We start from the raw sequence: 13,962 nt of genomic DNA, 5'->3' as shown, positions 1-13,962 counted from the left end.
AGCTCCGACTGCGCGGCGCAGGCCCGGCAGAGATCGTCAAGGGTGAGTTCATCCTGGTCTTCCAGGATGAAGCCGRCGAGGTAGCGGGTGGGGGTGTTCATGCCTTGGCTCCCGAGGTTTGCAGGGCGGTGCGCGGCCTGAAGGCCTTGAATGCCGCCGCCATGTCTTCGTACGCTTTCTTTGCCGCATCCGTGTCCGCGGCCGGCAGGACCACCTGCAGCACAAAATAAAAATCTCCCGGGGTCTTGCCCGGCAGCCCGCGCCCCTTGAGCCTGAGCTTGCGCCCGCCGGCAGAGCCCGCCGGGATTTTCAGCTCCACCTCGCCGGTGGGCGTGGGCACTTCCACCTCGGCGCCCAGCGCGGCTTCCCATGGCGCGACGGGCAGATTCATGTACACGTCATGGCCCTCGGCACGGTACAGGGCATGCGGCAGAAATTCAACATCCAGGTAAAGGTCGCCCGGGCTGCCTTGACCCATGCCAGGAGAGCCCTGGCCCGCCAGGCGAATGTGCTGGCCTGCGCGTATGCCCTTGGGGATGACGAACTCGATGCTGCGGTCCTGCATCGTCACGCCGGCTTCACTCTCCATCGGCATGCGCAATTGCAGTTTGCGCGTGGCGCCGCTGTAGGAGTCGCCGATGTCTATCTGGATTTTGGCGTGCTGGTCCTGGCCATGCATGTCAAAGCTGCGGCCGCCGCGCATATCGTCAAAACCAGCCCGGCCTTGTGGCCCTCCGCCCATGCCGCGGAAGATCGCGTCGAAAAAGTCGCTGTGGTCAAAACCTTCGGCTCCGCCAAAATGGGGAGCGCCGGTGGCACCCCCCGAGGCCTGCCCCGGGTTCCAGCCCGGCGGCGGGCGGAAGTCCTGCCCGGCCTGGTAATTGGCGCCCAGCTGGTCGTAAGCGGTGCGTTTCTCAGGATCGCGCAACACCTCGTAGGCTTCGGCGATTTCCTTGAAGCGTGCCTCGGCGTTTTTTTCCTTGCTGACGTCGGGATGGTATTTGCGTGCCAGCTTGCGGTGTGCCTTTTTGATCTCGTCGGGCGTGGCGCTGCGCTCTACGCCCATGACCTTGTAGTAATCCTTGAATTCCATGAAACACTTTCATCAGGGATGGTTTACCTGCCAACCACCATAGCGGATAAGTGCCGGCGCGATTGTCAGCCAAATGCCTGAGAACCCGTTTAGACCGTCAACAGGTTCTGCATCAGGTCTGTAAATGGGGTCAAGTGCCTCAGGGTCAACCCGCAGTGCTGCTGGAGTTGCGTCCCTACTGCTCTGCCCCTGTGGCCCCTATCATGGCCGCATGAGTTCCAGCACACCTCCGTCCGTCCTTCGCACATTGTTCGAAGCCCAGCACCAGGCCAGCCGGGCACAGACAGAGGTTCCGCTGGCCTTGCGCCGTGACCGACTGCTGCGTATTCGTGCTTTGCTGGATGAGCACGGCAGCGCGCTGGCACAGGCCGTCAACGCAGACTTTGGCGTGCGGTCGCYCCAGCTCACCGAAATCGCCGACATCTTTGTGCTGCGCTCGCTGCTGTCCAGTACCCTGCGGCATTTGCCAAAGTGGATGAAACCCGTGAAAGTGCGCACGCCGCTGTACCTGCAGCCMGCGCGGGCCTACCTGCAGCGCCAGCCCTTGGGCGTGGTGGGCGTGGTGTCGCCGTGGAACTACCCGGTGCAGCTGTCGCTCGGGCCGGTCATCACCGCGCTGGCGGCCGGCAACCGCGTCATGCTCAAGCCCAGTGAGCTGACGCCGAAAACTTCGGCCTTGCTGGCGGCCCTGATTGAGCGATCCTTCGCACCTGATGAGCTCTGCGTGGTGCAGGGCGACGGCGCCCTGGCCGCCGAATTTGCCGGGCTGCCGTTTGACCACCTGTTTTTTACCGGCTCCACCGCCGTGGGCCGCAAGGTCGCCGAAGCGGCGGCCGCCAACCTCACGCCCACCACGCTGGAGTTGGGCGGCAAATCGCCCTGCATCATCGACGCGTCCTGCGACATCGACAAGGCTGCCATCAAGATTGCCCACGGCAAATTGCTGAACGCCGGCCAGACCTGCATCGCACCCGATTACGTGCTGCTGCCGAAAGGCAGCGAGACGGCCTTTGGCGAAGCCTTTGCGCGCGCCGTGTCCACGCTGTTCCCCACCATTGCTGGCAACCCCGATTACGCCGCCATCATCAGCCCGCGCCACCATGAACGCCTGCAGGCGCTGCTGGCCCAGGCCGAAGGCGAGGGCGCGCGGCTGCAAACCCTCCAGGCTGGTGCACCCGGCGTGGGCGTGGCATCGCGGCAGATGGCGCCGGTGCTGGTGTTCGATGTACCCGCCGGCTCGAAACTGCTCAGCGAGGAAATCTTCGGCCCCATCCTGCCGGTGATTCCCTATGCGTCGATCGATGACGCGATTGGCTATGTCAACGCCCGCCCCAGGCCGCTGGCGCTGTACTGGTTCGGCACCGACACCGGTTCTCGCGACCATGTGCTGGCGCGCACCGTGAGCGGCGGCGTCACTGTCAACGACACGCTGATGCACATCGCGCACGAGAACCTGCCTTTCGGCGGCGTGGGCGACAGCGGCTGGGGCAGCTACCACGGCGAAACCGGTTTTCTGCGGCTGACGCAGCAAAAGCCGGTGCTGGTGCAGTCAAAGTGGGCGAGGGGAGACCTGTTTTATCCGCCTTATGGAAAACGGTTTGACCAGGTGATGGGCTTGCTCAAGCGCCTGATCTGAGGTTTGACCTGAAGGGATTGGCGTTCTGGTGACGGCGCCGTTCAAATTTCTTTGAGGAAACCCGAATCCTTTTGCCGAATGCGGGCCTCTTTGCCGGTATCAACCACCGACAAGGAGCTCCTGATGTTTTTTCCGCAACGAAATCTTTCCGCCTGTGCGCGGGGCGGCACCATGGGTGGCACCGCATCCACCGGAGGCGCCCGTGTTCTGTAGCACTTCGGTCACCCAGCATGTGTTGCGCGGGATAGGCGCGCTGGCCCTGCTCGCATGTGCCGCCCTGGTTTTCCAGGTGCATCCCCTGTGGGCGGTGCTTCCTCTGGCGGGTGCGCTGGTGTTGATGCGCGGCTGCCCCATGTGCTGGCTTGTTGGCCTGTTTGAAACCATCGCACGGCGCCACAGGCCAGCGGACAGCAAAGGCCAGCCATGAGCGCCGGTTACCAGTCACCCCAAGACCTGCAACTGGCGCCAGCCTTCGTGCGGCTGGCACCTGTGGAAGCCCAGGCTTTCCTCGCGTTTGACCATGCGGCCAAGCGCGAAGGCGGCCATCTTGAGCCACGTGTGCGGGAGCTGATTTCGTTGGCCGTGGCGCTTACCACCCAATGTGGCTATTGCCTGGACGTGCACACCCGTGCGGCCAGGCGGTTGGGCGTGACCCGCGAGGAGCTGGCGGAAGTGGTTCTGATTGCGGCGGCTGTGCGGGCAGGCGCCAGCGTGGGGCACGGCCTGCTCGCCTTGCGCCTGTTCGATGGCGACGGGGACGAGACAGTGCTTCCTGCTGGTAACTGAAAGGTCTGGCCCATTCCTTGACGCCCCTTTAGAATCCCCCAAAAATAACTGGAGGGATGGGCCATGCCTTTTGTTGGACTGGGACTTCATTTCATTGTGGCGGTGTTCTTTGCCGTCCATGCCTTGCGCAGCGGCCAGCAGATGTACTGGCTGATCATCCTGTTTTCGTTTCCCATGCTGGGCAGCCTCGTTTACTTCCTGGCGGTCTACCTGCCCGACTCGCGGCTGGAGCGCGGCGCGCGCAAGGTCGTGGCCGCAGCCGCAAAAACACTGGACCCGACGCGCGAGCTGCGGGAAGCACACGCCGCGTTTGACTACACGCCCACCGCGCAGAACCAGATGCGGCTTGCCTCCGCGCTGCTCGAAGCCGGCCAGGCGCTGGAGGCTGCGCAGAGTTACGACGCATGCCTCAAGGGCCCGTTCGCCTCCGACCTGGAAATCCGGCTGGGCGCCTCAAGGGCCTATTTCGCCTGCGAGCGTTATCCCGAGGCGATTACCCACCTTGAATTCATCCGCAAGACCGACCCCGCCTTTCGCGCGGAGCTGGTGTCGCTGCTGCTTGCCCAGGCGCTGGGCGGCGTCGGCAGGGGTGTGGACGCGAAAGCGGAGTTTGAATCCGCCGTGGACCGTTTCGGCAGCTTTGAAAGCCGCGCTGAATACGCCATCTGGGCCGCGATGAACGGGGATACCGCCACCAGCGCACGCCTGCAGATTGAGCTGCAGCGGTCCATGGAGCGCTGGAACAGGCACACGCGCGAGCTGAACAAGCCCTTGCTGCGCCGCCTTAACGCGGCGTTTGAAAAACGCTGAAAGCTGCGGGCCCCGGGCAAGGGCGACTTACCGCTGCGCCCCGAATACCTGCACCCAGTAAATACCGGCGCTGCTTTGGATGTTGACCGCAAAGGCCGTGCCCATCTCGGTATACGCCGGCGCCATGATGTTGGCGCAATGGCCGGGGCTGTTCAACCAGCCCTGCACGGCGGTGTCGGCCTGCATCTGCCCCGCGGCGATGTTCTCGCCGATGGCTTTCCAGCCGTAGCCTGCGCGTGTTGCGCGGCTGGCCACATCGCTGCCATCGCGCCCGGTGTGGCTGAAGTAGCTGTAACGCGCCATGTCTGCGGCATGCCCCCCGGCGATGCTGTACAACACGGGGCTGTATTGCAGCGGCCCTGCGGCCGCGAAGGCCTGCGTACCGCAACGGCGTGGCCTGGAGCGCGCTTCATTGACCAGTGCCAGCACCCGTGCCTGTACATCGCCGGCCTGGGCCGCAGCCGGGGGCGAGAAGGGCGCGGCCAGCACCACCCAGGTTTGCGCCCCGCGCTGGTAGAAGCCGGCTTCAGCGAGCTCGGCGTGCATCACCGCGCTGCATGATTTGCCCAGGGTCCTGCGCGCGAGCGCTGAGGGGCCCGTTGCGCCGCGTACGGCAATCTGCGCGGCCCGCACCGCGCGGTAGTCGACAGCTTTCAGTGCCTCGTCCATCGTGCGGCCGCTGGCCATGAGCTGCGCCGCCCGCGACAGGACGCTGTTTTCACGCAGCAGGGAAACCTTGGCGCCGCGCCCGTCGCAACCGTCCTCCCGTACCCGGTTCAGTTCGCGCAGCAGCGTGGGGTGCGGCTCGGCAGGCGCCTGGGCATGGCCTGTGGTTGCAAACATGACAACAGCCATTGAAGCCGTCGCGTGACCCCATCTCCTGCCGGTTTTTCTTGCTGCGCTGAGGAAGTTCATCGGGCCATGATAACCAGCCGGGCCCGGTGGCGTGCTGTTGTACGGCTGACGTGGAGTGCTATTGTTTTGATAGCCGCTTGCGCTCATCTCCAAGGGCCGGAAGGTGAATTTAGTTCGCAATTGGGAGGATGACTTTTCACCGCTGAACGGGCCGCTAAACTTCGGTCACCTGACGCCGGTCAGGATTTGCGAAACATCCTGACTGCCTGTACTCAACGCCTGCCCAATGCCTCAAACCTGCCGCTTGACCTGCTTCGCATGCGCCTGAGTCGTCCTTCCTTCAAAGTTCGCCTGCTGGCCATGCTGGCGCTTGTACCGGTAGTGGCGTGGTTTGCCGTCAGGCCCGTGCGGGTGATCGCGCCGGAACTGTCCGGTGTTTCATGCTTCAGCACCTCGGTGTGTGTGGACGACAAAGCCCGATTTGAAGAGGCTGCCCGGCTGCATGCGGAGGGCATGGCCTTCGTGTCTGCCAGGGTCGGTGCGATCCAGGGTATGCCGAAGATGGTCTTTTGCTCAACACAGGCGTGCGCCGATGCTTTCGGCCTGGGGATGCGTTCGGCCGTCACCCTGGGTACTTTCGGCACCGTTGTGGGGCCGCGCGCCTGGAAGCCGTTTTACGTTCGGCATGAGCTGATCCACTATTTGCAGGCCGAGCGTCTTGGCACGCTCTATCTGCTGCTCAAACCTCAATGGTTTGTCGAAGGCATGGCTTACGCGCTGAGCGAGGATCCGCGGTCGCCGCTGGGTGAGCCTTTCGAAAGCCACCGCCAGAAGTTCCTCCTGTGGCTTCCCACGATCGGCTCGCTAACCCTCTGGCAGGCGGCCGGGGATCTGTAGGTTGCGAGCCAACGCACTGTCGGTTACTTGAAGGTGCTACTTTTTTGATAGCTGCTTGCGCTTGCCCTCATTGCCTTACAGCCTGTTTTTACTTTGAAAATGACTGGGTGGCTGGCCCATGGCGGCTTTGAACATCGCGGTGAAGGCGCTGTCACTGGCATAACCGCTGGCCGCCGCCACGGTGCTGACCGATTGCCCGCGTGTGAGCAGGGGCAGGGCGTGGGCAAGGATGGCCTGCTGGCGCCATTGCTGGTAGCTCAGGCCCAGTTCGTCGCGAAAAAGCCTGGCCACCGTGCGTTCGCTGGCGCCAGTATCGGCGGCCCATTCGGCCAGCGTGGCCCGCTCTGATGGTGCGCGCAGCACGGCTTCACACAGGGCGCGCAGCCGCTTGTCCCCGGTTTGCGGATGCGGCATGGGCACGCCGAGCGCCTGGGTGTCGGCGCCTGCGAGCTCGTCCAGCACCAGGCTGGAAAGAAGTTGTTCGCGAGTGGCCGGCAGCGGCCGCTCCGGGGTGGCCGCGTCGAGCGCGTGGATGGACTCACGCAGTAACGGCGAAACCACCAATACGCGGCAACCGGTCCAGCCCTTCGGGGTGGCGCTTGCGTCGAGGTACAGCGTGCGGAATTCGGCGGCCTCCAGCACGGTCACGTGATGTTGCGCGCCAGGGGCGATCCACACCGCGCGGGAGGGCGGCACGATGTAGGTGATTTCGCCGCCCGCATGGCCCGACTGCTCAGCCGTGACCTGCAGCACCCCCGTGGAGCAGTAGGCCAGTTGCGCCCAGGCGTGGGAATGGGGCTTGAAATGCGTGTCTGCTTCCAGCGTCCGCGCCCGCACGCGCACTGGCCGCTGGCGGCTGGGCGTGAAGTTGTCGGTGTCGCCCACCGGCACGAAATGAAGCGGGGCTTTACGTTGCGGCATCTGGCGTGTCGGAAGGTCTATCCACCTGAATCAGATGATGTGATCGCAGGGACGAAGGTCATTAAGCGGTTTGTCCGAAATTCGATGAAACATGGCTTTATGTCGCATTTCAGAAGGCTTGGCCAATACTACGATAGCGCCATGAATACTTCAAGTACGACCCTGAACGCGCCCGCTGCAGTCCCTTTTCGCACCGACGCCAGCGTGATCGGCCTGGTGGGCCTGGCGCACATGATCAGCCATTTCAGCCAGCTGCTGCTGGCGCCCCTGTTTCCCTGGCTCAAGGACGAGTTCAGCGTCAGCTATGCGGAGCTGGGGTTTTTGATGACGATCTTTTTTGTGGTGTCGTGCGCGGTGCAGGCGCTCTCGGGTTTTGTCGTCGACCGCTTCGGCCCGCGCCCCATATTGTTCGCCGGCCTGAGTTTGCTGGGCGTGGCGGCTTTTGGTTATTCCATCAGCACCAGCTACTGGATGCTGGCCGGCTTTGCTGTAATTGCCGGTGTCGGCAATGGTGTGTTTCACCCGGTGGACTACACGCTACTGAACCGCAAGGTCAGTGCGCCGCGCCTGGGCCACGCCTACAGCGTGCACGGCATCACCGGCAGCCTGGGCTGGGCGCTGGCCCCCGCAGTGGTGGTGACGCTGACGTTTGCTTATTCGTGGCGTGTGGCATTGGCTGCCGCCGGTGTGCTGGCTTTTGCCGTGCTGGCGGTGCTGGTGATGAACCGCGACAAGCTCACCCTCACGATGGCGGCGCCGGTCAAGGGCGCGCCCGCGGCCGACAGCAGTCTGGGTTTTCTGAAGATACCGGCCGTCTGGATGTGTTTTTCTTTCTTCTTCTGGTATGCCATCGTTCTCAGCGTGGTGCAGGCTTTTGCACCTGAAGCTGCGCGCCACCTGCATAACGTGCCGCTCGCACTGGTGGCTATCTGCCTGACGGTTTATATGGTGTGCAGCGCGGGCGGCATGGTTTTTGGCGGCTTCCTGGCATCGGATCCCGCGCGCTGCGAGCGCATTGTGGGCATCGGGTTTGGTGCGGCGGCTGCCGTGGCGGTGCTGCTGGCCGCAGGCAGCTATCCCGCATGGGTCGTGCCTGTGCTGTTCGGCATCATGGGCTTCGCCACCGGCATCGCCGGGCCGTCGCGTGACCTGCTGGTCAAGCGCTCAACCCCCGAAAACGCCTCGGGCCGGGTTTACGGCGTGGTGTATGCAGGCCTGGACATCGGCCAGGCCGTGTCGCCGCTGATCTTCGGCGCGATGATGGACCATGGCTATTACCGCGGCGTCCTGCTGGGCCTGGCGCTGATGCAGGCGGTGCTGATCGCCAGCGCCTTCAATGTGCGCCGGGTGCGCCGCACGGTACTCGCCACGGCCTGAGCATTCCGGGCTCGATGTGTCGCGGCCCCGCGACGCGCCTGCAGGACGGATGCGCAGTTTTTCCTGCCCGGTCCTATACTGGATCGCATCATCTCCGGAAAGAAGGCATGCGATGAAACGTCTTACCCGGGCTTCTTCTCCTGCTTCCCAGGCTGTGGTCCTCATTGCGTTGGCTGGGTTGGCATTTATGGGCATGGTGCAGGCACAACCCGCCCCGTTCAAATACCAGCTGACGGGCGACATCGGCGGCGCCGTGTATGGCACACAAAGCGTGATTCGCAGCAAGAGCAACGACACCGTCTTGCTGCCCTATGCTTATGCGGACTATGGCCGCTTCTTTGCGCGTGTCGACACGCTGGGCATCAAAACCGCAAGGATGGGCTACGGCTACCTGGAATTTTCCGGCCGCATCAGCCAGGACGGCTGGCGCGCCGATACCGCCGCGCTGTCGGGACTCAAGGACCGCAAGCGACCGATTCCGCTGGGCATAGGCACCTTTCAGGAAACGCCTTACGGCGGGTTTTTCGTGAACGCGTTTGTGGACGCCAACAAATCGCACGGTGCATTGCTGGAAGCCACATACGCGGCGGAGTTCAAGGTCGGCAGCTGGTCGTTCTTTCCGCAGGTGGGGCTGGAACACACCAGCGCCAAATACAACAACTACCTCTACGGTGTGACCCCGGCCGAGTCAGCCGCCAGCGGGTTTACAAACTACAACGCCGGCGCCTCGACAGCGCCCACGCTGGGCCTGGGGGTCGATGTGCCGCTCGGTGATCCCTGGATGCTGACGATGCAACTGCGTCGCAAGTGGTTGGGGTCTTCGGTTCAGGGCAGTCCCCTGGTCAGCCGCCGGACGCAGGACACCGGGTTTATCGCCGTGTCGTATCGGTTCCGCTAGCCCGGCGTCCGGAGTCATCCGGCCGCAGACGTGAAAAGCTGGCGCCTGTTTCCCCTGTAGGGCGTGTTTTTAGCGGCGCAGCTTGCCGGTGCATGCTGCCGGGAGTGCCGGCGCACCGCATTTTTGCGTTTTGCCTCCCAGCTTTCACCGAGCTTTCACCAGGTGTCGGCGTTTCCTCGGTGGTTTAGCCGTCCGTCCTCCCGCATTATTCGTTCCATGAATATCCTGCTGGTTGAAGACGACCTGAATCTGGTGGACGCCCTCAGCCGCATGCTGGTTGCCCGCGGGTTCCACGTCGTTTGCTGTGCCGACGGGAAAGAGGCGCTGGTGATGGCACGGCATCGTCCGTTTGATGCGGCCCTGCTCGACCTGAGCCTGCCCGGCATGGATGGCCTGGATTTGCTGCAGCACCTGAGGGACGAAGGTTCCCGGCTTCCCGTACTGGTCATGACGGCGCGTACCGCGGTCGAGGACCGGGTGCTGGGATTGAACTCCGGCGCGGACGACTACCTGATCAAGCCTTTTGATGTGGAAGAACTGGTGGCCCGCCTGAAGGCGCTGGTGCGCCGCAGCCTGGGCGTGGAAGATTTCCGCTGTGGCACCCTGCGCTTGGACCTGGACAACGGACAGGTATTTCGCGGCGCACTGCCGCTTGAAATGTCGGGGCGTGAACTAGCCCTTCTCAAGGCGCTGATGATGCATCCCGGCAAGGCTGTGGCCAAGGATGACCTGCTCCAGACCGTCTTTGGTGACGAAGGCTCGGCTGGTGCGGATGCCATTGAGGTGCTGGTGCACCGGTTACGCAAACGCATCCTGGGGTCCGGAGCCAGTCTTGTCACCCTGCGGGGGGTTGGCTACTACCTGATGGATGATGCCCTGGCTGAAAGGCAGGATCAGCCGTGAAAACAGTGAGCCTGTTGCGGGGAAAGTCATGGACGGTCTGGCGCCCATGGCGGGCCCGGCGATCAATCCGGTTGTTTGTCTGGGCCTGGTCGCTGGGGCTGCTGTTGGCCTGGTGCTTTTTGAACTGGATGGGCGCGGCGTATCCCCAGACACTCTTTGGATTGCCTGCAGGACTTTGGTGGCTGTTCAAGGTATTGGCGTTTGCTGCCGGCCTGTGGTGGGTTTTGCGCCAGGCCTTCAAACCCGTTGTGGTGTTGGGGCAAGAGCTCGACAGCCGCCGCACGGAAGACTTGCGGCCGGTCACGAATCAGCAGCCGGTTGAGCTGCAGCAATTGGCCAGGACGGTCAATTGGCTGATGCAGCAGCAGCAGGAATCGCTGGATCAGCAAAAGAAGTTTCTGGCCGATGCCTCCCACCAGTTGCGTACGCCCTTTGCGGTGCTGCGCACCCAGCTGCAGGGCGCCATGTCCGGGCAGCTGGACGTGCGGGAAACGCTGCCCAAGATGCTCAATACCGTGGACCGTTCCAGTGAGCTGGTCCGCCAGTTGCTGTCCGTCGCCAAGATGGAACAGTTGGTACGCCGGGCCAACTGGGTTGAAGTGGACCTGGCCACAACCGCACGTGATGTGGTCATGGAATTTGCGCCCTTGCTGGCCCGCAAGAAACTTGATTTYTCGATGCAGGCCATTCCGGTGCGCCTGATCACCGATCCCTGGTTGTTGGGAGAGTTGATCCGTAACCTGATGTCCAACGCTATTCAGCACACGCCCAAGGGCGGCGCTCTGGGCCTGGTGATTCGGGCTTTGCCCAGCGAAACCRAACTGCTGATCTGGGACAACGGTGGCGGCATGGATGAAGCAGTCCAGGCCCGCCTGTTCGAGCCTTTCCAGTCATCGTCGGGAACCTCTGGCGTCGGCCTGGGGTTGTCAATTTGCCGCCAGATTGCACTGTCGATGAACGCCGGAGTGGATTTGTTCAACCGCGTGCAAGACAACCATGTGGTGGGGGTGGATGCTGTCGTCCGGTGGCCCCAGGAAGTGCCCCATGAGTAGCGCCGTCCAGTTCCAGTCCATCAGCAAGACCTTTCCCAATGGGGTCCGTGCCCTGTGCAATATCCACTTGCGCATACCGTCCAGGCAACTGACGACCTTGCTGGGGCCGTCCGGTTGTGGCAAGACGACCCTGTTGCGAATGGTGGCGGGACTGGCACGGCCCACCTCGGGCCGGGTCCTGCTCGACGGGGTGGATGTGACCGACATGGGCGTCGAACAACGTCCCATCAGCATGGTGTTCCAGAGCTACGCCTTGTTYCCGCATCTCAACGTACTGGACAACGTGCGTTACGGGCTGCGCATGCTGGGACTGCACCCGCGCGAGCGTGACGAGCGCGCGCGGGCTGCGCTGGGCATGGTGGGGCTGCAGACCAGCGCCGGGAGCAACACCGCTGTGTTGTCCGGGGGGCAGCAGCAGCGTGTGGCCCTGGCCCGGGCGCTTGCGTTGCAGCCGAAGGTGTTGCTGCTGGATGAACCGCTGTCCAATCTGGATGCGGGTTTGCGGCGCCAGATTCGGGAGGACATACGCGCCCTTCAGCAAAACCTGGGGCTGACCGTGCTGTACGTGACGCATGACCACGGCGAAGCCATGGCGGTCAGCGACACCGTGGTGGTGATGCATGAAGGACAGGTCATGCAGGTGGGCACACCGCAGGAAGTCTATGAGACGCCGCACAGCGAATTCGTTGCGGCCTTCATGGGAGACGCCGTGATGTTTGACGCCCAGGCTGATGCATCCGGCGCGATTCAGCTGGGGCCCCTGCGCATCGCGCCCGGACTGACGCGGCGGCAGGGAAAAGTCCGCCTCGTGGTGCGCCCGCATGCCTGGCGGCTGGCACCCGCCAGCGGAGAAGGCCTGCCCGGAAAAGTTCTCTCACACGCCTACCTGGGGCGCAACACCGAGTACCACGTGCTGACCGCACTGGGGACATTGATGGTCCTGGTGCAAAGCGAGACACTGGTCCGCCAGGTGGGCTCGCCGGTCAGCGTGCATCTGGGCGCACAAGGGGTGAGTGTGGTGATGCCCTTTGACTGAACACATCAACACATTGCACGCATTCAATCGGGCCTCGCCGCCCATCCTTCAGGAGATTAACGTGAAAAAGACAGCACTCTTCGCAGCTCCCTTGCTGCTGGCCCTCGGACTTCCGGTGTTTGCCCAGGAAGGGGAGGTCAATATCATCTGCGCCGCCCAGGCGGACTGGTGCAACCTGATGCAAACCACCTTTGGCAAGACCAGCGGCATCAAGGTCAACATGACGCTGAAAGGATCGGGTGAAGCGCTGGCGCAGATCACCGCCGAGCGTGCCAACCCCAAGACCGATCTCTGGTTTGGTGGCACGGGTGACCCGCATATGCTGGCCGCGGAACAGAACCTGACGCTGGAATACAAGTCCCCGTCATTGCCCCAGTTGCATGCCTGGGCGCAAAAACAGGCGGAGCAATCAGGCTTCAAGACCGTCGGCGTTTACTCCGGGCCACTGGGCTTCGGCTACAACACCGAACTTCTGGCCAAAAGAAAACTGCCGGCTCCCAAGGTTTGGGCGGATCTTCTCAAGCCGGAATACAAAGGCGAGATTCTGGTCGCGGACCCCCGTGCCAGCGGAACGGCCTACACCATGATCGCCACGCTGGTGCAAATGATGGGGGAGGAAAAAGCATTCGAATATCTCTCGGCACTGCATAAAAACGTGAGCACTTATCCACGCTCGGGCGTGGGGCCCATCAAGGCGGTTGCCCGTGGCGAGGCATCGGTTTCCATCAGTTTTGTCCATGACGTCACCGGTGAAAAGGCGCAGGGCTTTCCGGTGGATGCCGTCACGCCCGCCGATGGCAYCGGCGTCGAGGTAGGCTCCATGTCCATCATCAAGGGCGCGCGCAATCTGGCGAATGCCAGGAAATTTTACGAATGGGCTCTCACGCCGGGCGCGCAGCAATTTGGTGCCGCAGTCAAGCAGTTCCAGTTGCCCTCCAACAAGGCAACTCCCATGGACCCCCGTGTTCCCGACTTCAAGAAAATCAAGCTGATTGATTACGACTACGCCAAGTACGGGCAAGCGGCGGTTCGCCGGCAACTGATCCTCAACTGGGAACGCAAGGTCTTCAACCAGGCCAAGTGATCTACGCGGCAGCGACGTGACGCTGACAACCTTCAATCTAAAGAGCTGCCGATCCAGCTCGAATCTTTGCCACTATTTTTGCCACTCCCATGCCAGTCCAATTCACTGAACGAACCCAGCGGACGATTTACGTCTGGGTGCTCATCGGCTTAGCCGCTTACCTGGCGCTGCCGTGGTACTACCTGCAAAGTGGCTCGCTGCTCTTTGCCTTGCCCAGGCTTTTTACCGAACCTGTGACGGCCAACGGGCTGACGCAGGCTGCCATGCATGGCCGGGACTGGCTCTGGACCGGCGTGGCCGGTCTGCTGGTGGCGGGATGCGGCGCCTTGATGCCTGCCAGCAGGCGCCAGGGCGCTGTGCTGGTGGCAGGCGCCGTAACCGGCCTGCTGGGTTTGGGTGTGAGCGGTTTCATGATCGGGGCCACGGGGTGGTCGTATGAATGGCTCAATGCGGCTCTGGGCACGCTCCCGCAGGGGCAATTTGGCATCGGCTGGGGCGGTTTTGTGGTCCTGGTCTGTCTTGTCATGCTGCTGGGATCCGGCATCGCGCGTCTGGGCTATTTCCGTGGCGACGTGTTTGTGGCCGCCGCGGTCGTGGGATGCGCGGCACTGCTG

General features: G+C 63.0%; 14 protein-coding genes and 1 pseudogene. 12 read left to right on the top strand and 3 right to left on the bottom strand.

All coding sequences use genetic code 11. The annotated features are described in order from the left end of the window. Positions 1-97 precede the first annotated feature (97 nt). Entirely contained in the window at positions 98-1,093 is a 996-nt protein-coding gene (locus tag AC1D1P_RS04450; protein WP_477672204.1) for a DnaJ C-terminal domain-containing protein, read from the bottom strand. 211 nt (positions 1,094-1,304) lie between these two features. Between AC1D1P_RS04450 and AC1D1P_RS04445 the strand changes: the two genes are divergently transcribed. From AC1D1P_RS04445 to AC1D1P_RS04430, 4 genes are all read left to right on the top strand, one after another. After that, positions 1,305-2,729 carry a coniferyl aldehyde dehydrogenase gene (locus AC1D1P_RS04445; RefSeq protein WP_477672203.1) on the top strand — a complete coding sequence of 475 codons (1,425 nt, stop codon included), beginning with the start codon at positions 1,305-1,307 and terminating at the stop codon, positions 2,727-2,729. Between the two features lie 202 nt (positions 2,730-2,931). Beyond that, positions 2,932-3,156 (top strand): hypothetical protein, encoded by a 225-nt coding sequence (locus AC1D1P_RS04440; RefSeq protein WP_477669152.1) that lies wholly within the window; start codon positions 2,932-2,934, stop codon positions 3,154-3,156. Next, a complete protein-coding gene (locus AC1D1P_RS04435; protein ID WP_477669153.1) occupies positions 3,153-3,515 on the top strand; it encodes a carboxymuconolactone decarboxylase family protein in 363 nt (120 codons plus the stop codon). Before AC1D1P_RS04440 ends, AC1D1P_RS04435 begins: the two co-directional genes overlap by 4 nt. A 63-nt stretch (positions 3,516-3,578) precedes the next feature. Further along, positions 3,579-4,325: a hypothetical protein gene (locus AC1D1P_RS04430; RefSeq protein WP_477672202.1), complete on the top strand. Its 747-nt coding sequence runs from the start codon at positions 3,579-3,581 to the stop codon at positions 4,323-4,325. Positions 4,326-4,352: 27 nt separating this feature from the next. On the opposite strand, the gene AC1D1P_RS04425 is transcribed toward AC1D1P_RS04430, so the two are convergent. After that, on the bottom strand, positions 4,353-5,168 hold the full coding sequence (locus AC1D1P_RS04425) for a CAP domain-containing protein (RefSeq protein ID WP_477669155.1): 816 nt from the start codon (positions 5,166-5,168) through the stop codon (positions 4,353-4,355). Positions 5,169-5,498: 330 nt separating this feature from the next. On the opposite strand from AC1D1P_RS04425, the gene AC1D1P_RS04420 reads away from it, so the two are divergent. Then, on the top strand, positions 5,499-6,077 hold the full coding sequence (locus AC1D1P_RS04420; protein WP_477672201.1) for a hypothetical protein: 579 nt from the start codon (positions 5,499-5,501) through the stop codon (positions 6,075-6,077). Positions 6,078-6,152: 75 nt separating this feature from the next. On the opposite strand, the gene AC1D1P_RS04415 is transcribed toward AC1D1P_RS04420, so the two are convergent. Continuing rightward, positions 6,153-6,998: an AraC family transcriptional regulator gene (locus AC1D1P_RS04415; RefSeq protein ID WP_477669157.1), complete on the bottom strand. Its 846-nt coding sequence runs from the start codon at positions 6,996-6,998 to the stop codon at positions 6,153-6,155. Positions 6,999-7,139: 141 nt separating this feature from the next. Between AC1D1P_RS04415 and AC1D1P_RS04410 the strand changes: the two genes are divergently transcribed. From AC1D1P_RS04410 to AC1D1P_RS04380, 7 genes and pseudogenes are all read left to right on the top strand, one after another. Next, positions 7,140-8,375: an MFS transporter gene (locus AC1D1P_RS04410; protein ID WP_477672200.1), complete on the top strand. Its 1,236-nt coding sequence runs from the start codon at positions 7,140-7,142 to the stop codon at positions 8,373-8,375. Between the two features lie 112 nt (positions 8,376-8,487). Next, positions 8,488-9,273 (top strand): MipA/OmpV family protein, encoded by a 786-nt coding sequence (locus AC1D1P_RS04405; RefSeq protein ID WP_477669159.1) that lies wholly within the window; start codon positions 8,488-8,490, stop codon positions 9,271-9,273. A gap of 216 nt (positions 9,274-9,489) precedes the next feature. Further along, positions 9,490-10,176 carry a response regulator transcription factor gene (locus tag AC1D1P_RS04400; RefSeq protein WP_477669160.1) on the top strand — a complete coding sequence of 229 codons (687 nt, stop codon included), beginning with the start codon at positions 9,490-9,492 and terminating at the stop codon, positions 10,174-10,176. Continuing rightward, complete coding sequence (locus AC1D1P_RS04395; RefSeq protein ID WP_477672199.1) at positions 10,173-11,228, top strand: sensor histidine kinase; 1,056 nt, start codon at positions 10,173-10,175, stop codon at positions 11,226-11,228. The genes AC1D1P_RS04400 and AC1D1P_RS04395 overlap by 4 nt, the downstream gene beginning before the upstream one ends. Next, positions 11,221-12,264 carry an ABC transporter ATP-binding protein gene (locus AC1D1P_RS04390; RefSeq protein ID WP_477672198.1) on the top strand — a complete coding sequence of 348 codons (1,044 nt, stop codon included), beginning with the start codon at positions 11,221-11,223 and terminating at the stop codon, positions 12,262-12,264. Before AC1D1P_RS04395 ends, AC1D1P_RS04390 begins: the two co-directional genes overlap by 8 nt. Positions 12,265-12,325: 61 nt before the next feature. Continuing rightward, positions 12,326-13,348 (top strand): ABC transporter substrate-binding protein, encoded by a 1,023-nt coding sequence (locus AC1D1P_RS04385; protein WP_477672197.1) that lies wholly within the window; start codon positions 12,326-12,328, stop codon positions 13,346-13,348. Positions 13,349-13,437: 89 nt separating this feature from the next. Further along, positions 13,438-13,962 (top strand): annotated as a pseudogene (locus AC1D1P_RS04380) (iron ABC transporter permease); the annotation flags it as partial.

The sequence above is a fragment of the Polaromonas sp. P1_E1_2 genome (assembly GCF_056406035.1).
This window is presented reverse-complemented; position numbering and strand designations above follow the sequence as displayed.